The sequence below is a fragment of the Nocardia sp. NPDC004278 genome, assembly GCF_053602975.1.
In genome coordinates, this window is the sequence record NZ_JBSGEQ010000001.1 from 123,940 (window position 1) to 146,688 (window position 22,749).

At 67.1% G+C, this 22,749-nt stretch carries 20 protein-coding genes; 11 read left to right on the top strand and 9 right to left on the bottom strand.

The window, feature by feature from the left end; all coding sequences use genetic code 11:
• Positions 1 to 346 precede the first annotated feature (346 nt).
• The 9 genes from recC (at position 347) to ACWEO2_RS00620 (ending at position 12,475) form a co-directional block, all read left to right on the top strand.
• Positions 347 to 3,697 (top strand): exodeoxyribonuclease V subunit gamma, encoded by a 3,351-nt coding sequence (recC, locus tag ACWEO2_RS00580; RefSeq protein WP_452403383.1) that lies wholly within the window; start codon positions 347 to 349, stop codon positions 3,695 to 3,697.
• 187 nt (positions 3,698 to 3,884) lie between these two features.
• A complete protein-coding gene (locus ACWEO2_RS00585; protein ID WP_452403384.1) occupies positions 3,885 to 7,232 on the top strand; it encodes a UvrD-helicase domain-containing protein in 3,348 nt (1,115 codons plus the stop codon).
• Complete coding sequence (gene recD, locus ACWEO2_RS00590; protein WP_452403385.1) at positions 7,229 to 9,130, top strand: exodeoxyribonuclease V subunit alpha; 1,902 nt, start codon at positions 7,229 to 7,231, stop codon at positions 9,128 to 9,130. The genes ACWEO2_RS00585 and recD overlap by 4 nt, the downstream gene beginning before the upstream one ends.
• 127 nt (positions 9,131 to 9,257) lie before the next feature.
• Positions 9,258 to 9,737: an RNA polymerase sigma factor gene (locus ACWEO2_RS00595; protein ID WP_355178790.1), complete on the top strand. Its 480-nt coding sequence runs from the start codon at positions 9,258 to 9,260 to the stop codon at positions 9,735 to 9,737.
• Positions 9,737 to 10,351 carry a methylated-DNA--[protein]-cysteine S-methyltransferase gene (locus tag ACWEO2_RS00600; RefSeq protein ID WP_452403691.1) on the top strand — a complete coding sequence of 205 codons (615 nt, stop codon included), beginning with the start codon at positions 9,737 to 9,739 and terminating at the stop codon, positions 10,349 to 10,351. The genes ACWEO2_RS00595 and ACWEO2_RS00600 overlap by 1 nt, the downstream gene beginning before the upstream one ends.
• A 10-nt stretch (positions 10,352 to 10,361) precedes the next feature.
• The gene (locus tag ACWEO2_RS00605; RefSeq protein WP_452403386.1) at positions 10,362 to 11,081 is read left to right on the top strand and encodes a 2OG-Fe(II) oxygenase; all 720 of its coding nucleotides are present in this window, start codon (positions 10,362 to 10,364) and stop codon (positions 11,079 to 11,081) included.
• A 1-nt stretch (position 11,082) separates the two neighbouring features.
• The gene (locus ACWEO2_RS00610) at positions 11,083 to 11,337 is read left to right on the top strand and encodes an Ada metal-binding domain-containing protein (RefSeq protein ID WP_452403387.1); all 255 of its coding nucleotides are present in this window, start codon (positions 11,083 to 11,085) and stop codon (positions 11,335 to 11,337) included.
• 62 nt (positions 11,338 to 11,399) lie between these two features.
• Positions 11,400 to 11,909: a methylated-DNA--[protein]-cysteine S-methyltransferase gene (locus ACWEO2_RS00615; RefSeq protein ID WP_452403388.1), complete on the top strand. Its 510-nt coding sequence runs from the start codon at positions 11,400 to 11,402 to the stop codon at positions 11,907 to 11,909.
• 53 nt (positions 11,910 to 11,962) lie between these two features.
• A complete protein-coding gene (locus tag ACWEO2_RS00620) occupies positions 11,963 to 12,475 on the top strand; it encodes a mycothiol transferase (RefSeq protein ID WP_452403389.1) in 513 nt (170 codons plus the stop codon).
• A 2-nt stretch (positions 12,476 to 12,477) separates the two neighbouring features.
• On the opposite strand, the gene ACWEO2_RS00625 is transcribed toward ACWEO2_RS00620, so the two are convergent.
• On the bottom strand, positions 12,478 to 13,044 hold the full coding sequence (locus ACWEO2_RS00625) for a TetR/AcrR family transcriptional regulator (protein ID WP_452403390.1): 567 nt from the start codon (positions 13,042 to 13,044) through the stop codon (positions 12,478 to 12,480).
• Positions 13,045 to 13,184: 140 nt separating this feature from the next.
• On the opposite strand from ACWEO2_RS00625, the gene ACWEO2_RS00630 reads away from it, so the two are divergent.
• Entirely contained in the window at positions 13,185 to 13,472 is a 288-nt protein-coding gene (locus tag ACWEO2_RS00630) for an antibiotic biosynthesis monooxygenase (protein WP_452403391.1), read from the top strand.
• Between the two features lie 33 nt (positions 13,473 to 13,505).
• Positions 13,506 to 14,102, top strand: coding sequence for a DUF2867 domain-containing protein (locus tag ACWEO2_RS00635; protein ID WP_452403392.1), 597 nt, complete (start codon positions 13,506 to 13,508; stop codon positions 14,100 to 14,102).
• 315 nt (positions 14,103 to 14,417) lie between these two features.
• On the opposite strand, the gene ACWEO2_RS00640 is transcribed toward ACWEO2_RS00635, so the two are convergent.
• From ACWEO2_RS00640 to ACWEO2_RS00675, 8 genes are all read right to left on the bottom strand, one after another.
• Positions 14,418 to 15,002, bottom strand: coding sequence for a DUF3558 domain-containing protein (locus ACWEO2_RS00640; protein ID WP_452403393.1), 585 nt, complete (start codon positions 15,000 to 15,002; stop codon positions 14,418 to 14,420).
• The gene (locus ACWEO2_RS00645; protein WP_452403394.1) at positions 14,999 to 15,388 is read right to left on the bottom strand and encodes a hypothetical protein; all 390 of its coding nucleotides are present in this window, start codon (positions 15,386 to 15,388) and stop codon (positions 14,999 to 15,001) included. The genes ACWEO2_RS00640 and ACWEO2_RS00645 overlap by 4 nt, the downstream gene beginning before the upstream one ends.
• Before the next feature lie 114 nt (positions 15,389 to 15,502).
• Positions 15,503 to 17,623 carry an MMPL family transporter gene (locus tag ACWEO2_RS00650; protein ID WP_452403395.1) on the bottom strand — a complete coding sequence of 707 codons (2,121 nt, stop codon included), beginning with the start codon at positions 17,621 to 17,623 and terminating at the stop codon, positions 15,503 to 15,505.
• On the bottom strand, positions 17,620 to 18,810 hold the full coding sequence (locus tag ACWEO2_RS00655; protein ID WP_452403396.1) for a peptide synthetase: 1,191 nt from the start codon (positions 18,808 to 18,810) through the stop codon (positions 17,620 to 17,622). Before ACWEO2_RS00655 ends, ACWEO2_RS00650 begins: the two co-directional genes overlap by 4 nt.
• A 14-nt stretch (positions 18,811 to 18,824) precedes the next feature.
• Positions 18,825 to 19,871 (bottom strand): NAD-dependent epimerase/dehydratase family protein, encoded by a 1,047-nt coding sequence (locus ACWEO2_RS00660; RefSeq protein WP_452403397.1) that lies wholly within the window; start codon positions 19,869 to 19,871, stop codon positions 18,825 to 18,827.
• On the bottom strand, positions 19,868 to 20,164 hold the full coding sequence (locus ACWEO2_RS00665; protein WP_452403398.1) for a hypothetical protein: 297 nt from the start codon (positions 20,162 to 20,164) through the stop codon (positions 19,868 to 19,870). The genes ACWEO2_RS00660 and ACWEO2_RS00665 overlap by 4 nt, the downstream gene beginning before the upstream one ends.
• Entirely contained in the window at positions 20,161 to 21,834 is a 1,674-nt protein-coding gene (locus ACWEO2_RS00670; RefSeq protein ID WP_452403399.1) for a fatty acid CoA ligase family protein, read from the bottom strand. The genes ACWEO2_RS00665 and ACWEO2_RS00670 overlap by 4 nt, the downstream gene beginning before the upstream one ends.
• Entirely contained in the window at positions 21,831 to 22,745 is a 915-nt protein-coding gene (locus ACWEO2_RS00675) for a hypothetical protein (protein ID WP_452403400.1), read from the bottom strand. The genes ACWEO2_RS00670 and ACWEO2_RS00675 overlap by 4 nt, the downstream gene beginning before the upstream one ends.
• Positions 22,746 to 22,749: the final 4 nt, after the last annotated feature.

The following is a 22,749-nucleotide window of genomic DNA, read 5'->3' on the forward strand; positions in this document are numbered from 1 at the left end:
TGAGCGCGAGTTGACCAGCTCCCATCTGTCACCGACGCGGCGGACTGTGAACCCGCCTCTCGGAACCAGGGGAATCACCATCGCCATCATTGAACGCGAACCAGCCTTTCGTGCAGCTATCCCCGTTCCTCCCCGGTTGAGCACTGTTGCACATCGAGCGCCTCGTTCCGAGGTGACACGACGAAGTAAATCGTTCGCGTGTGGCTTATTTCACTCTCGCGGGAGTGGGGCCGGAAGGTTGCGTGCTGGTCGCTGGGCGTATAAACGTGCGGGAGCGGCGAGGCGTACGGATAGGCGACTTGACGCGCAGCGCGGACATACCGGATCGACCGACGAGAGGGCGCACATGCCGCTGCACATTCATCGTGCCGAGCGCGCCGACGCGCTGGCGCAGGCACTGGCCGAGCTGCTTGCCGAGCCGTTGCCGGACGCTTTCGCGGCCGAGGTGGTCGCGGTGCCCGCCAAGGGTGTCGAGCGCTGGCTGACGCAACGGCTGTCGACCGTACTCGGTGTGTCGGGGCGTTCGGATGGTGTCGCCGCGAATATCGAATTCCCATCTCCCGGTGCGTTGGTCGCCGAGGTGCTCGCTGCGGTGAGTGGGGTGGCGCCCGAGGCGGATCCGTGGGCGACGGAGCAGCTCGTATGGACTTTGCTGCGGGTGATCGACGCGTCGCTGGCCGAACCGTGGAGCGCGGTGCTCGCGCGGCATCTGGGCGCCGGGGATTCGGGCGGGCATCGCGTCGGGCGTCGGTACGCCACCGCCGCGCATCTGGCGGCGCTGTTCGACAGCTATGCGGCGCAGCGACCGGGGCTGATCATGGAATGGGCCAGCGGTTCCGACACCGATGGTGCCGGGCGGACGGTGCCGGATGATCTGTTGTGGCAACCGCAGCTGTGGCGGCGGTTGCGGGCCGAGGTCGGGGTGCCGAGTCCGGCCGAACGGCTCGACGCGGCCTGTGCGCGGTTGCGGGCCGAGCCGGAGTCGGTCGATCTGCCCGAGCGGTTGTCGCTGTTCGGGGTGACGCGATTGCCGACCGATCAACTGGCGGTGTTGTCGGCATTGGCCGAGCGGCGCGCGGTGCATCTGTGGCTCGCGCATCCGAGTCCGGCGATGTGGACGGAGTTGGGCGGCTTGGCGCCCGCGGTCACGCGGGGCGATGATGTCAGCGCGACGGTACTCCGGCATCCGCTGCTGGCGGGGCTCGGACGGGATGTGCGCGAGCTACAGCAGCGGCTCATCGGTGCCGGCGCCAGCGATCAGCACCATGCCGTCGGCTCGACATCCATTGGCGGGCAGGCAGATTCGGATCGAACGCGGCTGACTGCGCTGCAATCCGGCATTCGGGACGATGTGTGGCCGCCGGTACCCGCGACCTTCGATGACACGACCGTCCAGGTGCATTCCTGCCATGGTCCGGCGCGGCAGGTGGAGGTATTGCGGGAGTGCCTGCTCGGATTGTTCGCCGCCGATGACACGCTGGAACCGCGGGATGTGCTGATCATGTGTCCTGAGGTCGAGGCCTACGCGCCGCTGGTGCGGGCGGCATTCGGGCAGAAGCAGGTGGGATCTGTTGAGGCGGTGGGGGATTCGGCACATCCGGCGCATCTGCTGCGGGTACGGCTCGCCGATCGTGGGCGCGGGGTGACCAATCCGATGCTCGCGGTGATCGCGGTGCTGCTCGAGCTCGCCGATGGGCGGGTGACGGTTACCCAGGTCCTGGATCTGGCGGCGTCCGAAACCGTCCGGCGCCGTTGCGGTTTCGATGACGATGATATCGAGCGTTTGCGCGAATGGGCGGCCGAATCCGGCGCGCGCTGGGGGATCGGACAGCGGCAGCGGCAGGCGTTCGGGCTGGCAGACTTCGCGCAGAACACGCTGAACAGCGCGGTGGATCGAATCCTGCTCGGGGTGACCGCGGACGAATCCGCCGACGACTGGCTGGATCTCGCGCTGCCGTTGGACGATGTGGACAGCAATGATGTCGATCTGGCCGGTCGGTTCGCGGAACTCATCGACCGACTCGCGGTGTGCCTGCGGGATCTGCGCGGGCCGCGTCCGGCCCACGAATGGGCGCAGGTCCTCGGCCGCTGCCTCGATCTGCTCACCGATGTGCCCGATAGTCAGGCATGGGTGCGCACCGAGGCCCGCCGCGAGCTGGCCGCGGCGACCGACCATGCGGGCGATGTGCCATTGCGGCTGGCCGATATCGGTGTGCTGCTGTCGAGTCGACTCGCGGCGCGGCCGACCAGAGCCAATTTCCGTACCGGTGAGCTGACCGTGTGCACGATGGTGCCGATGCGTTCGGTGCCACATCGGGTGGTGGTGCTGCTCGGGCTCGACGACGAGGTCTTCCCGCGCACCAGCGGCGTCGACGGCGATGACGTGCTCGCGCGCAATCCGCTCCTCGGCGAACGGGATGCGCGCAGCGAGGACCGCCAGCTCCTGCTGGACGCGGTGCTCGCGGCCACCGAGCGACTGCTGATCTTCCACACCGGCGCCGACCCGGTGACCGGCGCGCACCGTCCGCCCGCGATCCCGGTCGCCGAACTGCTGGACGTGCTGCGTGCACACGTCGGCGCGGACCGGATGGACGCGGTGGTGACCCGACACCCATTGCAGGGCTTCGACCGTCGCAATTTCCGCGCCGAGCGCCCCTTCAGCTTCGACACGGTCGCACTCGCCGGTGCCGAGGCGGCCGGACAGCCCGCACAGCCGCGGCCCGCATTCCTACCCGCGCCGCTACCCGCACCTGAACTCACCGATATCGCACTGGCCGATCTGATTTCGTTCGTCGAGCATCCGGTGCGTGCGTTCCTCTGGCAGCGCCTCGGTCTGCGCGTACCCGAACACGAAGAGGACATTGCCGACCGGCTGCCCATCGAACTCGACGGCCTCGCGAAATGGGAACTCGGCGAACGACTGCTGGCCGCGCGGCTGACAGGTGCGGACCCGTCGACCCTGCGTGCGGCGGAATGGCGGCGCGGAACATTGCCGCCGTTCGGATTCGGCGGCGCAGTCCTCGACGAGGTGGAATCCACGGTGGACAAGTTGGTCCGCGCGGCGCTGCCCGAGTACGAGGGTGCGTCGCGTGCAGTCGATATTGCGGTGGATCTGGGCCATGGCCGCCGACTCACCGGCACGGTGCCCGAGGTGCGTGGAGAATCGCTGGTTCGCACGACATTCTCCCGGCTGGCTCCGAAACACCGCATTGCCGCGTGGGTTTCGCTGCTCGCCCTGGCCGTCACCGAGGACCGCAGTTGGCGCGCCGTCACCACCGGACGTGGCCAATTCGGCCGTCCCGCATGGCGTTCCGAGCTGACTGCCCCGGAACCGCCTGCCGCACTGGCGACTCTGCGTGAATTGGTCCGATTGCGTCACGCGGGCCTGACCGAAGCGCTGCCGATCGCGCCCTCCGCCACCGCCGTCTACGCCGAACGTCGCTTCCGCGGCTCGAACGCCGAGGAGGCCATCGCCGCCGCCGAACGCGAGTTCAACGGCGGCCCCAATGGCCCCGGCCCGTTCGGCGATCACACCGACCGCCATCTTCGCTACATCTGGGGCCGAGCCCCGCGCCTGGAACATCTCATGGCAAGCCCCGCCCCGGCGGGTGAACCCGGCGAAACCACCCGCTTCGGCTCTTTGGCTCGCCGCATGTGGGCACCCCTGCTCGCTGCCGAGAGCCAGGGACAGCCGTGAGTGGTATCGCGGGGATTCGCCGTGCGCCTGGTCCGCAATCACGGCTCAATGGTCCGGCGCGCCTACCGCATGATGGCCGGTTTCGGGTGGACGGTGGAATAGTCAATTGGTATCGGAAGTGGATGGTGTGCATGAGCATTGCGAGCGTCGCATGCGCCGCTTCGCGATCGGTGAAAGCCGGTCGGGCATGACCATTGAAGACACCGCGTTCGCCGCGCCGCCATTGGATACCGACCGATTCGACCCGAACGGACCGTTGCCGACGGGCACGACCGTACTCGAGGCGAGTGCGGGGACCGGTAAGACGCATGCGATCGTCGGATTGGCGGTGCGGTATGTGGCCGAGATCGGGATCGATATCTCGCAGTTGCTGCTGGTGACGTTCAGTCGGGCGGCCACGCAGGAGCTGCGGGAGCGGACGCGGGATCGGTTCGTCGCGGTGGCTGCGGCATTGGCGGATCCGGAGGCCGCGCGAGCGCATGGCGATGAATTGGTTCGGCTTGTCGCGCAGGCGGATTCGGACGAGGTGCGACGGCGCAGGCGGCGATTGCTCACGGCGCTTTCGGATTTCGATGCGGGAACCATCGCGACAACGCACAGTTTCTGCCAGCGGATGCTCGACGAGCTCGGGTTGGCGGGAGAGCACGATCCCAGGTCCCGACTGGTCGAGACGATCGATGAGCTGATCGGGACGGTCGCCGACGACCTCTACCTGAACCGGTATGCCCGTGCCGAGCCACCGTTTTCGCTGAAGGAGGCGCATACGCTGGCGCTGGCGGCGGTGCAGGATCGGCACGCGGTACTGGTGCCGGAGGGCGCGGGACCGGCAGGGGAGCGGGTTGCCTTCGCCGCCGCCGTGCGGGCGGAGACCGAGCGCCGCAAGCGCCTGGCCGGATTGCGCGACTTCGATGATCTGCTGGTGCTGTTGCACGATGTGCTCGCCGATCCGGTGCACGGCCCGCGGGCGTGCCGTCGCATTCGCGACCGGTATCGGGTCGCCCTGGTCGACGAATTCCAGGATACCGATCCGCTGCAATGGGACATCCTGCGGCTGGCCTTTCACGGACATTCGACCCTGGTTCTCGTCGGTGACCCGAAGCAGGCCATCTACGCCTTCCGCGGCGCGGAGGTGCTCAGCTATCTCGACGCCGTCGCACACGCCGACACCCGCAAGGAGCTCACCGACAACTGGCGCAGCGATGCGGGACTGCTCGCTGCACTGGATCACCTGCAGGGCGGTGCGGCGTTGGGGCACAAGGAGATCACCGTCTACCCGGTCGCGGCGACACGTGGCTGGACGCGACTGTCCGGCCCGGCGGAACTGACGACGCCGCTGCGGATGCGGTGTCTGCCGCGCACCGGGGCCGGCCCGCTGAACAAGTCGGGATTCCCGGCGGTCGGGCGCATGCGCGCGAAGGTCGCCGACGACCTCGCCGCGGATATCGTGCGGCTGCTGGAATCCGATGTGCTTTTCGAGGCGAAGGCCGGACCGAGGCCGATCGGGCCCGGCGATCTCGCGGTGCTGGTGCGGACGCGATCCCAAATCGATGTGGTGCGTATGGCTTTGGACCGGGTCGGCGTCGCCTCTGTCCTGGCCGGTGGCACCAGCGTATTCGGCACCGGCAGCGCGACGGACTGGCTCTGGCTCTTGCGCGCCCTGGAACAGCCGCATCGCTCCGACCGCGTGCGATTGGCCGCCTGCACACCGCTGCTCGGCCGCACCGCCGCCGAAATCGATAGCGGCGGTGCGGATCTGGTCGGCCGCGTCAGCGCGCAACTGCGCGAAGCGGCCCGGCTGTTCGCCCGCGCAGGATTCGCCGCCGTCTTCGAAAAGATCTCCGCCGAAGCGAATCTGGCGCAGCGGCTGCTGTCGATCGAGAACGGCGAACGGGAGCTGACCGATCTTCGGCATATCGCCCAACTGCTGGACCAGGTCGCGCTGACCGAAGGGCTCGGCCTCACCGCGTTGACCCGCTGGCTCGCCGACCGGGTGCGCGATCCGGCCTCGGGATCGGTCACCGACCGCAGCCGTCGGCTCGACCGTGATGCCGCGGCTGTCCAGATCGCCACCGTGCACGCCAGCAAGGGCCTCGAATTCCCTATCGTCTACCTGCCTTTCGCCTGGGACAACGCGAAGAATCCGTACCCGCAGACCCTGCTGTTCCACACCGACGACGGCGCCCGTGTCCTCGATGTCGGCGGCCAGGACGCCGCCGGCTACGGCGAGCGCAAGCTGCGCAGCGAAACCGAGGAGGCGGGTGAGGAACTGCGTTTGCTGTACGTCGCGCTCACTCGCGCGAAGTGTCAGATCGTCGCCTGGTGGGCACCGGCGATCACCACGGCCAACGCGCCGCTGCACCGGATGGTCCTCGGCCGCCCGGACGGCGGCGATCTGGTGCCGAGTAAGGCGGCGGTGCCTGCGGATTCCGTTGCGGTATCCATGCTTTCGGCGTGGGCCGCCAGTGCGCCGGAGGCGATTTCGGTGGCGGGCGTCGAGGGCACCGATGCGGTCGAGATCCGCCGGGTACGCACCGAACTGCCAACCGGTGCACTCGCCGCGGCCGAGTTCGCCCGCACCATGGACCTGCAGTGGCGTCGCACCTCCTACTCGGCATTGACCGCGGGCGCTCATGACGTAGCGATCCCGGAGGCCGAACCCGAAGATGAACGCGGCCCGTCCGATGAGCCCGGCGCACCGGTCCTGGTCGACGCCGAACCCGTGGTATCGGATGCGGCTGCGTCACTGATGAACGCCCTGCCCTACGGCGCGGAATTCGGCACCCTCGTACACGGCGTGCTAGAGCGAATCGATACGGACGCACCGGATCTCGCCACCGAGGTGCACACCCGCTGCCGGGAGGCGACCGAAGAGCTGATGGCCGAGGTCGATCCGATGGTCCTCGGCAATGCCCTGCTCGCTGTTCTACATACGCCACTCGGATTCGGTTGTCTCGCAGACATTTCCAACCGGAACAAGCTCAATGAACTCGACTTCGAACTCCCGCTCGCGGGCGGCGACATTGCGGGTGCGCACGCCGTTACCCTGCGCCGCCTCGCGGAACTGCTGCGCATCCATCTTCCGGCCGACGATGCCCTGTCCGGCTACGCCGACCAACTTGCGGCGCTGGACGACGCCCCACTGCGCGGCTATCTGACCGGCAGTATCGATGCCGTCCTGCGTGTCACCGAAAAGTCCGGTGCCGAACCACGATTCGTCATCGTCGACTACAAGACCAACCGTCTCGGCACCGGCGACCTCACCGTCGAGCACTACACCCACGAGCGCATGGCCGCCGAAATGCTGCGCTCCCATTACCCCCTCCAGGCCCTCCTGTACGCGGTGGCACTGCACCGCTACCTGCGCTGGCGGCTGCCCACCTACGAACCGGCACGGCACCTCGGCGGCGCCCGCTATCTCTTCGTCCGCGGCATGATCGGTCTCGAAACCCCCGCGGGGCGTGGTGTTTTCGAATGGAATCCACCCGCCGCGTTGATCGTGGCATTGTCCGATCTGCTCGCCGGGGAGGACCGATGACCTCGATTCAGTTGGCCCAGCGGGGGACCGGGCTGTTGCGCCTGTTCAACGAGGCCGGTGTGTTGTCCGCGGCCGACGTACACGTCGCACTGCGCCTGGGGCGTATGGGCCGGGAAACCTCGGAAGAGGTGCTGTTCGCGGCGGCGCTCGCGGTGCGGGCGGTGCGCTCGGGTTCGGTGTGCCTGGAACTGCACCGCATGCGCGAGATCGGCGTCGATGCCGATGAAACCTGGGATGCCGGTGCGGGAATCGACCCGGCGACGCTGCCGTGGCCAGATATCGATGCCGTCGTCGCGGCGCTGCGCGTGAGTCCATTGGTCTGCGGCGGATCGGCCGGTCCGTTGCAGCCATTACGTCTGGTCGAGGCGCAGGCCACCCGGGACGCGGGTCCATTGCTCTATTTGGACCGGTACTACCAGCAGGAGCAGACGATCCGCCGGGTGCTCACCGAACGTTCCGGACACCACCCGAAGGTGGATCCCGCCATCGTGCGCCGCGAACTCGATCGCCTTTTCGATGCCCCGGTCGGCGCGGCCCCGGACCGTCAGCGCATCGCCGCGGCACTCGCCGCCACACATTGGACCACGGTGGTGGCGGGCGGTCCCGGTACCGGCAAAACCCACACCATCGCCCGCATCCTGGCACTGCTCGACGCGCACCAAAAGGCGCATCCGAAGCTGCCCACGCTGCGCATCGCCATGGCCGCGCCCACCGGGAAGGCCGCCGCGCGCCTGCAGGAGGCGGTGCGCGAACAGGCCGAAGCCCTCGGACTGCCCGAACTCACCGCGGCCACCCTGCACCGGCTCCTCGGCTGGCAGCGCGGCCGTGCGACCCGGTTCCGCTACCACGAATTCAACCGGTTGCCCTATGACGTGATCGTCGTCGACGAAACCTCCATGGTGTCGCTGACCATGATGAGCAGCCTGCTGGCCGCGCTGCGCCCGGACACCCGCTTGGTTCTGGTCGGTGATCCGGATCAGCTTGCCTCGGTCGATGCGGGCGCGGTGCTCGCCGACCTGGTCGCGGGTCCCGTTGTGGGCGAACCCAATCCGGTCCTCGAACAGGTGCTCGGTGCGGAATCGGTTACGGCCGGAGATAATCCGGAGGCACTCACCAGACTCGAACGCGCACGTCTGCGCGGCGGTATTGTCCGACTGACCCGCGGCCGCCGATTCGGCGGCAAGATCGCCGAACTCGCGGTGGCGGTTCGTGCGGGTGACGCCGATACCGCGCTGGAACTGCTGCGCGCGGGTGGCGAAGAACTGTCGCTGTGTACCTCGGACGACGCCGCGCCGGTCCGCGCCGATGTCGTGCGTGCCGCCCGCGAGGTGACCGCGGCCGCCCTCGACGGTGCCGCCGCGGCCGCGCTGACCGCCCTGGAATCCCATCGCCTCCTGTGCGCCCACCGTCAAGGCCGGTTCGGCGTCGAACGCTGGGACCGCATGGCGGCCGAATGGGCGGCCGCCGGGGGTGCGGGACCGGACTCGCACCAGGCCCCGTGGTATCCGGGCCAACCCCTACTGGTCACCGCCAATGACCACGAGGCCCGCATCTACAACGGCGACACCGGTGTGATCGTGCGCATGCCCGACGGCTCCCTGCGCGCGGCCCTGCAGCGCGGCAGCGAACCATATCTGGTGCACCCCACCCAATTTCCGGCCGTGGTCACCGTCTTCGCCATGACCATCCACCGCAGTCAGGGCAGCCAGTACGACACCGTCTCCGTTGTCCTGCCCGAACCCGAATCCACCCTGCTCACCAGGGAACTGCTCTACACGGCGATCACCCGTGCCCGCCGCCACGTGCGCATCATCGGCACCGACGATTCGATCCGCGCCGCCATCGACCGCCGCGTCCTGCGCGCCAGCGGGCTGTCGCGGATCCCGGAGTCACAGTGATCTCCGGCGCGCGGCTGGTCGCGCCGCGCAGGGACGAATTCGTGCGCGGCGAACACGAATACGCCTGGCGGAGGGACAGTGTGACCTGGGGATCTCACGTTTCGCCCGTCCCGGGCGTCTACCCAGCGTGAGATTGCCTCCGTTCGAGGAAGTGGTGGCCGAATACGGCCCGATGGTGTTGCGTGTCTGCCGGGCCGTGCTCGGCCCGACGGATGCGGCCGACGCGTGGTCGGAGACCTTTCTGTCGGCCCTGCGCGCCTACTCCGACCTCGACCCGAACACGAATATCGAGGCATGGCTGGTCACCATCGCGCACCGGCGCGCGATCGATGTGGGGCGCGCACTGACCCGTGCGCCCGTCCCTGCCGAATCCCTGCCCGAACGCGCGGCTCCGAACGCCGACCCGGCCGGTTACGACCCCGATCTGTGGGAGGCGCTCGCGGCACTGCCGCCCAAACAGCGGCAAGCGGTGGCCTACCACTACCTGGCCGGACTACCGCACGCCGAAATCGCCGAGCTACTGGGAAATTCCACCGACGCCGCCCGCCGCGCCGCCGCGGACGGGCTCAAAACCCTACGCAAGCTCTACCCGAAGGATCGAACATGATGGCCACTATCGACCGGGATCCGGACGGCCTCTTCGACGGCCTGAATGCGAATTCCACCGAGATCCTGTCCCACCTGCAGCGGCGGCTGGCCGCCGACGCGCAGGCCGCCGGTCTGCTCGATATCGCCTACCGCACGCTGGATACCCCCGTTGGCACCCTGCTGCTCGCGGCCACTCCCGCGGGCCTGGTACGGGTCGCCTACCCCAACGAGAACCACGACACCGTGCTCGCCACACTCGCCCAGCGGATCAGCCCCCGGGTCCTCGCCGCCCCCGCGCGCCTAGATGCCGTGGCGCACGAGATCGACGAGTATTTCGCCGGTGCCAGAACCCAATTCGACCTGCCACTGGACTTGCGGCTGACCGCCGGTTTCCGCCGCCAGGTGATCGAGCAGCTGAGCGATATCGGCTATGGGCACCGGGCGAGCTACGCCGATGTCGCTGCGGCCGTCGGCAATCCACGCGCCGTGCGCGCGGTCGGCTCGGCCTGTGCGCACAATCCGCTGCCGGTCGTGATCCCCTGTCATCGGGTAGTGCGCAGCGACGGTTCGATCGGCCAGTACGTCGGTGGTATCGCCGCCAAGAACATCCTGCTGACCCTCGAAGCGGCGTGACGGAGAGCCGATGGAAATCCTTGCCGCACTGGAGGAACGAGTCGACGCCCAACCATGGCGCACGCTGCTCGAGGAGATCGACGCCTACGGCTGTGCCCAGACCGGCCCGCTGCTGACTCCGGACGAATGCGCCGAATTCACCGCTATGTGGGACGATACGGCCCGCTTCCGGTCGACGATCGATATGGCACGCTACCGTTTCGGCCAGGGCACCTACCGCTACTTCGCCGATCCGGTCCCCGAACCGATCATGCGCCTGCGCGCGGCCTTCTACCGCCGCCTGCTGCCCATCGCCCGCAGCTGGGCCGACCGGCTCGGCGACCCGACCCCATGGCCCGACGGTTTCGCGGACTGGCTCGCTACCTGCCATGCCGCGGGCCAGACCAAGCCGACACCAATCCTGTTGCGCTACATCGAAGGTGACTGGAACGCCCTGCACCGCGACCTCTACGGCGAACTCGTCTTCCCGCTACAGGTCGTCATCGGCCTGGACCGCCCCGGCATCGATCACACCGGCGGCGAATTCCTCCTTGTCGAACAACGTCCCCGCGCCCAATCGAAACCCACCGTCACCATCCTGGAACAGGGCCACGCCCTCATCTTCACCACCCGAGACCGGCCGACCCCGTCCGCCCGCGGCTGGTCCCGCGCACCGATCCGGCACGGCGTCAGCCGAATTCGCGGCGGCCACCGCCACACGCTGGGCCTGGTGCTGCACGACGCCGAATGAGATGTACACCCTGACCGACGCCAACGACCGCCCGTATCCGAGCCCCACTCCGGGCCGATACGGCGGCCATCGGCGCGGCAAACTCTACGGCCGCCTCGACTGCCCCGCCGCCCTGCGCGCCCTGGCCCGCGGCCACTACCGCGCCCATCGCGTCTTCTTCGCCGATGAAGCAACCGCCATCGCTGCCGGTTACCGTCCCTGTGCTGTCTGCCTCCCCGCCGCATATGCGGTATGGAAAGCCAACTCCGGCTCGTGATCTCACGTTTCGTCGTCGGAGAGCGTCTACCCGGTGAAAGTTCGACATCGAGGAGCAACATCATGTCCGATACCTCCACCGCACGCCTGGTGTACGGCTCGTCCCTGGGCAACCTGGTGATCGAGGCGAATCCGGCCGGTGTGTCGCGGGTCGCATTCACCGATATGCAACCCGCTGAGCCGACCGGTGAAAACCCCACGGCGCGTGAACATCTCGAAGCGGCGGCAGGTGAGATCGACGAATACGTCATCGGTGAACGCCGACGGTTCAGTGTCGCAATGGATTTGACACCGATGAGCGAATTCGACCGCGAGGTATTGCTGACGCTCGAGGCCACCACGGGTTACGGCCGGACGACCACCTACGGAGCCCTGACCCGGCAACTCGGCCGCACCACCGCCGACGCCCGCAAAATTGGTGGCGCACTCGCGCGCAATCACCTGCTGATCCTGCTCCCATGCCACCGTGTTCTCGGTGCCGACGGTGCGCTGACCGGCTATGCGGGCGGCCTGCCCGCCAAGCGGGCCCTGCTCGACCTCGAATCGGCCGATCTGCTGCTGCCGCTGGGCTGACACGCCAAGACGAATGGGGAATATCGGCGACCGCGGTGTGATTGCATGTGGTCATGACGAGCGCGGAGTTGTTGGTCGATGCATTCGGGCGGGTCCAGGAGAATGTGCACGGCGCGGTTGCCGGGCTGCGGCAGGACGAATTGGCGGCTCGGATGGATCCGGACGCCAACTCCATTGCCTGGCTGATCTGGCATCTGACGCGAGTCCAGGATGATCACATCGCCGATGTCGCGGGATTCGAACAGGTGTGGACGGCGGCGGGCTGGGCCAAGCGGTTCGAACTGCCCTTCGGTGATGCGGTGACCGGATACGGCCACGGCGTCCCGGAGGTCGCCGAACTCGGCCGAATCTCGGCCGAGCTGCTGTTGGGCTACTACGACGCGGTGCACGCGCAGACGATCGACTACGTCTCCGGACTGACCGACGCCGATCTGCCCCGCATTGTCGACACCCGCTGGAATCCGCCGGTCACCCTGGGCGTCCGGCTGATCAGCGTCGTCGACGACGATATCCAGCATTCCGGCCAGGCGGCATTCATTCGCGGAGTTCTGTTGCGCCGCAGGTAGTTTCAGTGCTCGTCCGGCGTCCGCCCGAACAGCAGGTCGGCGGCGCGGACGACCACGTCCTGCCGGGTGCGGTCATGGTGATCGGCCGCAAGGAAGTGTTTGCCGACCGCCAGGCAGAAGGCGAGCAGGGCGCGTGCCTCGACTTCGTCCGGATCCGAGCAGATCGCGCCGAACAGCTCGCGCGCGTACTCCATCCGGTGGTTGTCCACTCGGCGCAGCCGTTCGGCGACCGTTGGGTCGCGGCGCGCCCAGTCGCGTACGGCGAGGTCGATCGGGAGGCGCTCGTCGGAGAAGGTGAGCAGGCCCGCCCGCCGGATCTTGGTCTGCGGATCGCCGCCCTCCCGCTCGACCTGAACGCGAACCTCATCGGTGCTTTCGCGTTCCCAGGTATCGAGCATTTCCTCGAGCAGGGCGTTGCGGTCGGCGAAGTGTCCGTAGAAGCCACCCTTGGTGACGCCGAGCGCCTGCGCCAGGCTCTCGATGCGGACGGCGTCCGGACCGCCGCTCGATAGCGCCAGCAGACCCTGCTCGATCCAACTGCTTCGTGGGGTGCGAGTGACGGCAACCATACCTTCAGTATCGCTGACGGTGTTGACACCGGCGTAGCGCCGGTTAGGATCGAAGTATACGGCAGCGTATATTTGAAAGCCGTTGGCACATCAGCGAATTGCGAGGGCAATGGTGTCCTCGCCAAGGAGAGGGGACCGTGATGACGGTCGGATTCGTCGCCTTCCACTACCCGCGACCCGAACATTTCGACGACTTCGTGGCCCGCGTGCACAAGGTCGCGGCGGCCATGCGATCGGTGCCCGGATGCCGGTCCGTGGACTGCTGGATCAGCGCCGACGGTGACGACGCGGTGGTTTCGACGGGGCAGTGGGAATCCGAGGAAGCCTTCGCGGCATCGTTCGCCGCGGTCGCGGCGGCGCAGGTCGATGTCACCTTCGATGATCGCGAACACCGTCCGCGCCAGATCTTCAAACTCGCCGCCCGGTAGCGCGCGATGGACCAGAGAGATGGAGGCGGAGCAATGCGGCTCCCGGAATCCGCGCACACCTCCCGACCTTGGCGGATCCACGACATCGCACCCGATTTCCGGATCGAGGATGTGTGGGCACTGCCGACGCCGGGCGGTCCCGACGACTTCCCGCGACTGGTGCGGCAAGTAGCCTCGGGCAAGAATTCGAGTGAATTCTCCGTCAGCTACCGCGCACTCTTCGCGATCCGCTGGAAACTCGGTGCGCTACTCGGCTGGGATAAAGACGATACCGGGATCGGGGCCCGGGTGCCGTCGCTGCATGATCGGCTGCCCGCGGATCTGCGCGATATGCCACCCGGACCGGTATTCGAAGGTGCGCCGTTCCGCTCGGTCTACTGTACCGACAGCGAATGGGTGGCCGAGATCGCCAACCGGACCATGCACGGGGTGATGCATATCGGCTGGGTACCGGACGAAACCGGTGGCTACCGCGGCCAGATGGCTGTTTTGGTGAAGCCCAATGGTGTGTTCGGGAAGCTTTATATGGCCGGAATCCTGCCGTTCCGGTACCTGCTGGTCTACCCGGCGCTGATGCGTGGCGTCGCACGCCGGTGGCAGGCGCCGACCGGCGATCCGGTTGCGGAATAACCGGATGCGACCGAACTAGGCGCTCTCCGGGCGCGGACTGGTCGCGAGCTGGATCTAGCTGTGCCGCAGCCGATCTCGGTACCGGGTGGGCGTCCAGGCCAGGGTTTTGCCGATCAGAACCCAGGTCTCGGCCGTGCCGAGCAGGCTGGCTGTGGCCGCCATCGAAGTCCACTCTGCACGCTCGAATCGCACACCGACATCGCCGACGGTGAAATTCTGACCGTCGATAATGCGGTGCGCAACTGCGCTGCCCGCGAACGCGAATATCTTGCCGGACAGGGCGACGCGGCGCGATAACCGGGCACTCTCACATCGTCAGCTGCCTTGCGGGATAAGGGGTGCGACGGCCTCCGCGATTTCGGTGACGTTATCGCAGGGGGAGAGCTTGCGAGGGTGCAGACCGCGGGGGTCGTCCACCAGGATGTAGAGGGAGCCGGATTTCATTTCGATATTGACGGTGCAGCCGCCGGGGACGTCCGGGCGCGCCTCGTAGCGTAGGGCATTGCGGCCGCCGATAGTGAGTTCGGTTGCGGTGGGGAACTTTTCGCGAACTTGGTCGAGGGTTCCATTAGTTGTCTGGACACGGAATGTGTATGCGCTCTGGGCGACGTACGAGCAGCCCTTCAATTGGAAGCTGCCCGTCGAATCCTGTTTGGGGGTGGGAGTGCGGGCATTCCACTGGTGTGCGGTCAAGAATTCGGGCGTCAGCGCGGTGCAGGGGTCGAATACGGCAGCGGTGTTCGGAGTGCTCGCCGAGGCAGTCGAAGTGCCGGGCGTCGACGGTGCCGCTGATGTCGAGGCTGGTGTCGGCGAATTCTCCCCGCTGCAAGCAGTGAGAACAATGACCACTGCCGTCAGAAGGCCCACCACTGCCGAAGAGCTTTCGGTGCTGGTTCTCATACGCGGATCTCGCGCATCCGACGGGCGAAGTCTTCGTCGGTGCGCTCGTAGGCGTCACGGATGGTCTTGAAGAGCGTCTGGATCTCCATCGCGACCGCGATGTAGTCGCCGATGGTGTCGTAGGCGTTGTTCGGGCCGCCGAATGCCTTGTCCTGGAACATTTGCACCAACTCGATGGCCGACGTCAGCCGCGGGTTGTTCTCGCCGAGGCCCCATGTCGAGCGCTCGCCGAGCGCACGCGCATCGTTCTGTGCCAAGGAGAGATCGATGATCAAATTCTGACAAGCCGCATCGATATCAACGAACGCCTGCGGCTCCATCCGCACCTTCAGCGCCCCGGTCTTCGCATCCTCGACATACCCGCCGAACGGACTGTCAACAGCCATCGCGGTCGCCCCTTCCCATGGTCCCGTCTGATCATAGAGACGCACCCGCCGACGAAACGGTTCCATCGAAACATAGATCCGCCGCGCCGGGCGTGTTGTCCGATCGACCGATGCTCACGAAGCCGATGGCGCGCGCTGCTTCTCGACCACCGTGACAATCGCCCGTTGCCGCCGACCGGCACCCGGCAGCCACCAATTCGCCCGCCCCATCAGCTTGACCAAGGCGGGTACCAACAGCATTCGCACGAGCGTCGCGTCGACGATAAGGGCGATGATCATGCCGATGCCGAGGAACCGCATCGGCGTCAGCGGTGACAGCGTGAACGCGCCGGTCACGAGTACGAGCAGGGTGGCGGCGGCGGTGATCACCCGCGCGGTCCGCACCGTGCCGATGCGCACCGACCACGCGGTGTCGGCCCCGGCAGTGTGGGCCTCGACCATGCGCGAGAGCAGGAAAACCTCGTAGTCGGTGGACAGTCCGAAGACCACCGACACGATCAGCACCACCATGCCAGCGGCTAGTGGCCCCGAGCTGATGCGGAGTGGTCCGGCGAGGTGACCCTCGTAGAAAATCCAGGTCAGAATGCCGAAGGTGGCGGCAAGGCTGAGGAATGCCATCGCGACCGCCTTGAGCGGCAATACGATCGAGCGGAATGCCGCAAGTAGCAGGGCCACGGTCGCGGTCACCATCACCAGTACCATCCACGGCATCCGCGACACGATCGAATCGACGCTGTCCAGGGTCGCCGCGGTATCCCCGCCGACCTGAAGTGTCATCGCCGCAGGGGGATCCAGTCCGCGAATCGCCTGGACCGCCGCGGTGGCGGTCGTGCTCCGATCCGGTGCCGTCAAGAACGCGTGCAGCACAACGAAATCCTGGTCGCGCCCGACCTGCAGCACCTGGCGTACTCCGGCGACCGCGCCGATTTCGCGAGTTGCGGATTCGACCGCCGCCACATCGGGCACGGTTCCGTCGATACCGCGCAGTACCGCGGTAATGCCGCTGCTGGCGGCGGGAAACTGCGCGGTGAGTTCTTCGACGGTCGTACGCATTTCATTGCCAGCGGGCAGCGCCCGATGGTCGACATCGCCCAGCTTCAGTCCGAAAAGCGGTGTGGCGAGGGCGAGTAACAGGGCGCCGACCACCACCGTCACTATTCCCGGCCGTCGCAGCACCGCGTCCACCACACGACCCCAAAAGCGTTCGGTCCGTTCCTGTCTCCCGGCCGGTCCGATGCGGGCACCGAACAGCGCCAGCATCGCGGGCAGCACCGTGAGCGAGAGTGCCGCAGCCAACGCCACTGCCGATATCGCGCCGAACCCCAGCGACCGCAGCACCGCTTGCGGATACACGAACGTCCCTGCGAACGCGCAGATCAGTAGCAGCGCGGAGAATGCGACGGTGCGACCGGCGGTCGCGTAGGTCCGTTCGATCGCCGTCGCGATATCGTGCCCCTCGGCGACCTCCTCGCGGAATCGGGTGACCAGGAACAGTCCGTAGTCGATGGCCATCCCGAGCCCGAGCAGCGAGGCGATATTCAGTGCGAATGTACTCACCTCGGTGAATTCGGTCAGTACTCGGATCGTGCCCATCGCGCCGAGTACCGCGAGTAGTCCGACGGCCACCGGCATTGCGGCGGCGACGGCTCCACCGAACAGCAGCACCAGGATGAGCAGTGTAATCGGCAGCGAAATCGATTCCGCCACAATGAGATCGTGCTCGGATTGGTGGTTGATCGCAGCGGCCAGCGCACTGTAGCCGGACAACTGCGTGTAGATTCCCGGAACCCGCAGTCCTGCCTCGATATCCGGGTAGGCACGCATGCGGGCATTATCGTCGCCAGCGGTGAACACCACCGCGAGTGCCTGCCGGTTATCGGCGGAGTGCAGCAAGCCCTTGCGCGGCGGCGCACTGTTCCAGTACGTCTCGATCGGGCGAGCCAGCACCGTCGCATCGATCCGGCCGAGCGCCTGCCGCACGCGCGGCCCGATATCGTCGAGTGTCTGCCCGTCCGGCACGGTGTAGAGCGCGACCACATCCGGGTTCTGCGGCCCGAAGTGCTGGCGGACGAGTTGGTCGACCATTGTCGATTCGCTGTGCGGATCGCTGTATCCACCGACGCTGACCCGGTCGGTGGTGCCCGTGCCGAGCAGGCCCAGCAGCAGGACCGCACCGATGACAACGGCCAGCACTGCGCGCGGGTGTGCGTTCACGAAACGTGCGAAGGTCGTCATAGCGTCGCATTCGACAGATCGCGCTCGAGCGTGGCGGCGATGTGATCCAGCAGCGCCTCCAGGCGCGCCTCGATGCCTTCGCCATTGCGGCACGACACCGTGATATCAGTGGTCCCGCCGTACTCCACGATGCCGAAGAGCATCGGCATGATCCCGGTGTGCTGCGGCAGCACCCGTGCCGCGTTAGCGGTGAAACCCGGCCCGCTGAGCTCGTCGAGTTCGAACCTGCCGGTATGCGACAGGGTGGCCGACACGATATTCCGGTTCAGCCGGGCTCCGACCCAATTGGCCGCCCGCAGCACTGCCCGCACGACGAAGGGCGGACAGTGCGAAAGTCCGCCATTGTCCAGTTGATTCAGCTCGCGGTTTTCCTGTAGCCCTATGCGCTTCTCCGCGTTGATGGCCTGCCAATCGTCACCCGGCTCCACATCGAGGAACAGCGGCAGCGCGAGATTCGCGGTGGAGCGCATGCCCAGTGCATGCCGCCGCATATCGACCGGAATGAGAAAGCGGGACCTGGCACCCGCCTGAGCGGCCAGTATGGCGGCCACCCGGGCGACGGTGCCCTTGCCGGTCACGGGTATGGACCGATTACGGAGCAACCAGGGCGATGCCGCGGGGTCTTGGCGGCCGCATCCGGCCGGGGACGGGAATACCGGAAGGACGAGGGTCGGTCGTCCCGGCGCGCCGAGGCGCGCGACGAGGTCGGCATCCGCGGTGGGATCGGTAGCGCCGAATGGTTCCTCACCGCGCAATGCCCGGAACACGTCCAGGACCCACATGCGCACGCCCATACCGTCCATCGCGCCGTGGAATACCCGGAATACGATGGTGACCGGATCGCCGGTCAGCAAGAGCACCTCGCAAGTGCGGTCCGGGGTCGGCCCGATCGGGCTGTTGAGAATCGGATCATTCTCCAGCGCAGGGTAATTCAGTGTGCCGCCGACAACGGTCCGCACCGCTGCCGGAGTACCGCTGTCCACCCAGTATTTGCCGTCGCGCACCAGCCGGGACCCCGGATCGGCCGCCGACGCGATATCTACGGCCCGTTGTAATTCGGCCGCTCGGATGGGGCCCATGCCGGGGATGGCGAGTTGCATCAGGAACGGTGGACTCAGCTCGCGCGTCGCGAAGTACAGGCGCTCGGTGGGCGAGATCGGACGCCGAAAGACGTTGTCGGTGCGCATTATTGCCTCCGGAGTCATCGCAATGCCTTGGTGAGTTCGACAATGCCGCCCTGTGTTTCGAGCCAGTCCTTGAACGTCGCGATGCCGGTATCGCGGTCGACGACGGGCCGATAGCCGAAATCGCGGGCCGCCGCGCCGGTGTCATAGGTGGCGCTGCGGGTCATCAGCGCCACGACATAACGCGACAGCGGGGGCGACCACCGCGTCGCGATGGCAGGGACCTGCCAGACCGTTTCGATGACGCGCACCAGTCCGTTGACCACGCGCGGATTCGGCTTTCTGGTCGGCGGCCGATAGCCGAGATCCATTGCCACCGCGCCGAGGAACTGCCACACATCGGTCTGCTCGGCATCGGCGATGAAATACGCCTTGCCGCCCACCGCATCCGAGCCGATCACCCTGACACAGGCGTCGACGATATTGTCGATATGGCACAGCGAAGCGAACACATCGCGGCCGAACGACAGATCCGGCAGCTTGCCCGCGGCCGTCCGGCCGAGCAGGCGCACGATCGGACCGGATCGGTCACCCGCACCCCAGATCGCCCGCGGCCGCAGCGCGCAGGTGGTGAATTCCGGTGCGTCCATGGCGAGTACGGCGCGCTCGGCGGCCGCCTTGGTCTCGGAATACAGGTTCAGATAGCGCCGCGGATACGGCACCGATTCGTCGATATCGAGCTGATCGCCGCCGTCGTAGTCCATCAGCGCACTGGGGCTGGAGATGAAGACGAAACGCGAAGCGCCGCCGCGCCGCGCCGAATCCAGCAGTCGCTCGGTGGCCCGAACGTTCTCCTCCCAGAACTGTGCTCGGGTGCCGCGCTCATCGACCCGCGCGGCACTGTGGAATACCACATCGACACCATTGGTGGCCCGTGCCAGCGACAGTCCGTCGGCGAGATCACCGTAGACCACCTGGACCCGGTCGACGCTCGCGCCGAGATCGGTCAGATCGCTACTGCGCCGCACCAGGATCGCGACATCGTGTTCGCCATCGCGGACGAGTCGGCGCACGAGCGCACCGCCGAGAAATCCGGAGGCCCCGGTTACCAGCACCTTGCTCATAGCGTGTCCTCCGTTCCGTTGTGCTCCCGACCGGGCTGGGTCCGCCACCAGGTCATGCCGAAGATCTGGGTCAGCACGACCGTCTCGACCCTGGACCGCCCCGAACCATGGGCTGCCCGCAGTGCCGCCGGAATCTGCGCCGCGTGCACGACAAAGCTCAGGAATGCATCGATCCACCAAATGCCACGCATGACCCGGCTTTCCGGAACACGATCCATCGCGGCCGCGGCGATGCCACCGGCCAGATACAGCCAACCCAGGACGGGAACCGCCCGCAGCACGGTCGACTTCATCGCTTCGCTCCGAGTTTTCCGGTCGCCCACACCGACAACTGCTCGCGCCCGATCTTGGCGTTATGTCGGATGTCCACCGGGAATTTCGGGTGCACGAGGAAGTCGGCGATCGTGTGGGTCAGCTCCGACTCGGCCGCACGGGCCCGCAGCGCGGCCTCGACGGTCGTGCCATCGGCATCCGAGCGCAGCTCGACACACAGCACCGGCCGTTGCGTACCCCGTTCGCCGACCCCTACCAACGCCGTTCGGGCAACGCCCGCAACGGTATTGAAGATCTGCTCGACCTGAACGGTGAACATCGGCCCCTGCGCAGTAACCACCCGCTGACTCTTGCGCCCGCAGAACCAGATCCGTCCCTGCTCATCGATCCAGGCCAGATCGCCGGTGCGATGCCAGATCACCGCGCCGTCGACAATCTTGCCCTGCGCGTTCGCCCGCTCCGGCCAGTAGTAGCGCGTGCTGACATTCGGCCCGGCGACGACGAGTTCGCCGATACTACGCGAGTTTTCGAGTTGGCCAGCGATCTCATCGGCCCGCTGCCAGGTCGGAATCGGGTCGTCGGTAATGGCGACGATCCTGGCCCGCACCCGATCGGCAGGCCGCCCGATACAGGTGCCGGCACCGCGATGGGTGCGCTCGACCAAACCGTCGAACAATTCCCGTGATTCGATGGTGGACATCGGCAATGCCTCGGTGGAGCCATATCCCGCGTACACCCGGACGTCATCGGGTAGTACCGCGCGCAGTCCGGCGATGCACCAGTCGGGGACCGGAGCGCCGCCGGAATAGATGCTGTTCAACGACTTCAGCTCCGTCGGCTGCTGTTCGAGGCGGCGCAGCAGCGGGATCAGCACGGCGGGCGAGGCGAACATGGTGCGCACACCGAACCGCTCGACCGCATCCACGATATCCCCGGGATCGGTCGAACCGACCTGGCTCGGGATCAGCGGCGGCAGCACACACCGCGCGCCGAGCAGCAGATCGAGAATGCCAACCAGCGGCAGCGTGATCAGCGAGGTATCCGGTTCGATATGCCCGCGTGCCGCATGGACCTGCTCGATCATGGCCGCGAGGTTTCCGTGGGTCATCTCGACGGCCTTGGCGGGGCCGGTGCTGCCCGTGGTGAACCCGATCAGCAGCAGATCGCCGTCCGCGGCGGGTTTACGAAGAGGTGTGACCCCGGTGGGTATGGTGCCCCAATCCCGCAGTGTCGCACCGCCCCAGAACCAGCGCCTGCCGACGGTGACGTTGGTGTGGACCAGGCGGAAGCTGCGCCGGAACAACACTCGCAACGCATGCGCCTGCGGTATCCCGATGAATGCCTCGGCCGCCACGGCCTGCAAGCACCGCAACATCTTTCGCACCCCCATGCCGGGATCGATGACCACCGGCACCGCACCGATCTTCAGCAGCCCGAACATCACCGCGTAGAGCTCCGGGCCCGGCAGGACGAGCACGATGGTGCGCGTACCGGTTCCGACACCGGATGCGGTCAACCGCTCGGCGATGGTGTCGGACCACCGATCGAGCTCGCGATAGGTGATCGTGCGATAGTCGGGCAGGCCCGCGGGATTGCGCCCCTGCGGGAAGATCACTGCCGCGCGATTCGGTTCCGCGCGCGCGAACGCGCGGAACCGGTCGATGGGCTGCCAGTAGGTCGGCGTCGTCACGCGGGCGTCCCCGCCAGCACCGGCAGTCGGTAGAGCACGGCCGCGGCCGATGGCCCCGCACCCGCCGCCACGAACAGCACGTGGGTGTGCGCCGCGAACGAATCCTCGGTGACCGCCCGGTCATAGGCCAGCGGCAGGGCCGCGGTGTGCGGATCGCCTCCGGACAGATCGGCGGTTCGCACCGAATCCGCCTCGATGCCAAGGGTTTGCGCAAGCCGGATCGGGAATTCGGCGCTCGGAGTCGACGCGATCAGCACAGTGTTCGACACGTCGGTGTGCCCGGCTTCGGCGAGTGCGGCTCGCGCGGCGTCGACGGCCACGGCCAACAGCCGGTCCTCGAAGCCTGGTTCTCGTACCACTGTCATCAGACCGCGTCCGACGGTGCCCATGGTCGCGGTATCGACGAACGACTCGATCGCGGGCGTACCGGCGCCCCTGGCGATATGCACCCGGCCGAATCCGACGGGTTCCTCGGTGTGCTCCAGGAGCAGCGCGGCTCCCGAAGTGGCATAGGGGAATTCGGCATCGGCCGCCGAGCGGGTGAGTGATGGATGGGTATCCCCGGAGACGATCAGCACATGCTCGGCGCTGCCGGTCTCCAGGATCGATGTGGCCACCTGGACCGCATTGAGCACGCCGACCGCGCCGTTCATGAGATCGAAGGAGAAGGTCCGCGGATCGTCCTCGCCGTACTCGAGCCCGATACCCGCCGCCTTCTGGATCAATGCGGAGACGGCCGGTTCGACGGTATTGGAGTCACGGAATATCCCGGCGTTGATGAACACCCCGACCTGGTCGGTACGCACACCCACCCGCTGCAGACTTTCCCGCGCCGCGCGGGCGCTGTGCTCGATGATGCTGTTGGTGTCCTCGGCCCGGCTGGTTCCGGTGGACTTGATGCGCACGCCCATGGCT

Bases quoted from the DNA above. Each gene is read 5' to 3' on its own strand.
- ACWEO2_RS00645 (WP_452403394.1), bottom strand. From the start codon at position 15,388: ATGGCTGTTGACAGTCCGTTCGGCGGGTATGTCGAGGATGCGAAGACC.
- ACWEO2_RS00655 (WP_452403396.1), bottom strand. From the start codon at position 18,810: ATGCGCACCGACAACGTCTTTCGGCGTCCGATCTCGCCCACCGAGCGC.
- recC (WP_452403383.1), top strand. From the start codon at position 347: ATGCCGCTGCACATTCATCGTGCCGAGCGCGCCGACGCGCTGGCGCAG.
- ACWEO2_RS00640 (WP_452403393.1), bottom strand. From the start codon at position 15,002: ATGAGAACCAGCACCGAAAGCTCTTCGGCAGTGGTGGGCCTTCTGACG.
- ACWEO2_RS00585 (WP_452403384.1), top strand. From the start codon at position 3,885: ATGACCATTGAAGACACCGCGTTCGCCGCGCCGCCATTGGATACCGAC.
- ACWEO2_RS00610 (WP_452403387.1), top strand. From the start codon at position 11,083: ATGTACACCCTGACCGACGCCAACGACCGCCCGTATCCGAGCCCCACT.
- ACWEO2_RS00625 (WP_452403390.1), bottom strand. From the start codon at position 13,044: ATGGTTGCCGTCACTCGCACCCCACGAAGCAGTTGGATCGAGCAGGGT.
- recD (WP_452403385.1), top strand. From the start codon at position 7,229: ATGACCTCGATTCAGTTGGCCCAGCGGGGGACCGGGCTGTTGCGCCTG.
- ACWEO2_RS00600 (WP_452403691.1), top strand. From the start codon at position 9,737: ATGGCCACTATCGACCGGGATCCGGACGGCCTCTTCGACGGCCTGAAT.
- ACWEO2_RS00605 (WP_452403386.1), top strand. From the start codon at position 10,362: ATGGAAATCCTTGCCGCACTGGAGGAACGAGTCGACGCCCAACCATGG.
- ACWEO2_RS00620 (WP_452403389.1), top strand. From the start codon at position 11,963: ATGACGAGCGCGGAGTTGTTGGTCGATGCATTCGGGCGGGTCCAGGAG.
- ACWEO2_RS00660 (WP_452403397.1), bottom strand. From the start codon at position 19,871: ATGAGCAAGGTGCTGGTAACCGGGGCCTCCGGATTTCTCGGCGGTGCG.
- ACWEO2_RS00635 (WP_452403392.1), top strand. From the start codon at position 13,506: ATGCGGCTCCCGGAATCCGCGCACACCTCCCGACCTTGGCGGATCCAC.
- ACWEO2_RS00650 (WP_452403395.1), bottom strand. From the start codon at position 17,623: ATGACGACCTTCGCACGTTTCGTGAACGCACACCCGCGCGCAGTGCTG.
- ACWEO2_RS00675 (WP_452403400.1), bottom strand. From the start codon at position 22,745: ATGGGCGTGCGCATCAAGTCCACCGGAACCAGCCGGGCCGAGGACACC.
- ACWEO2_RS00630 (WP_452403391.1), top strand. From the start codon at position 13,185: ATGACGGTCGGATTCGTCGCCTTCCACTACCCGCGACCCGAACATTTC.
- ACWEO2_RS00665 (WP_452403398.1), bottom strand. From the start codon at position 20,164: ATGAAGTCGACCGTGCTGCGGGCGGTTCCCGTCCTGGGTTGGCTGTAT.
- ACWEO2_RS00615 (WP_452403388.1), top strand. From the start codon at position 11,400: ATGTCCGATACCTCCACCGCACGCCTGGTGTACGGCTCGTCCCTGGGC.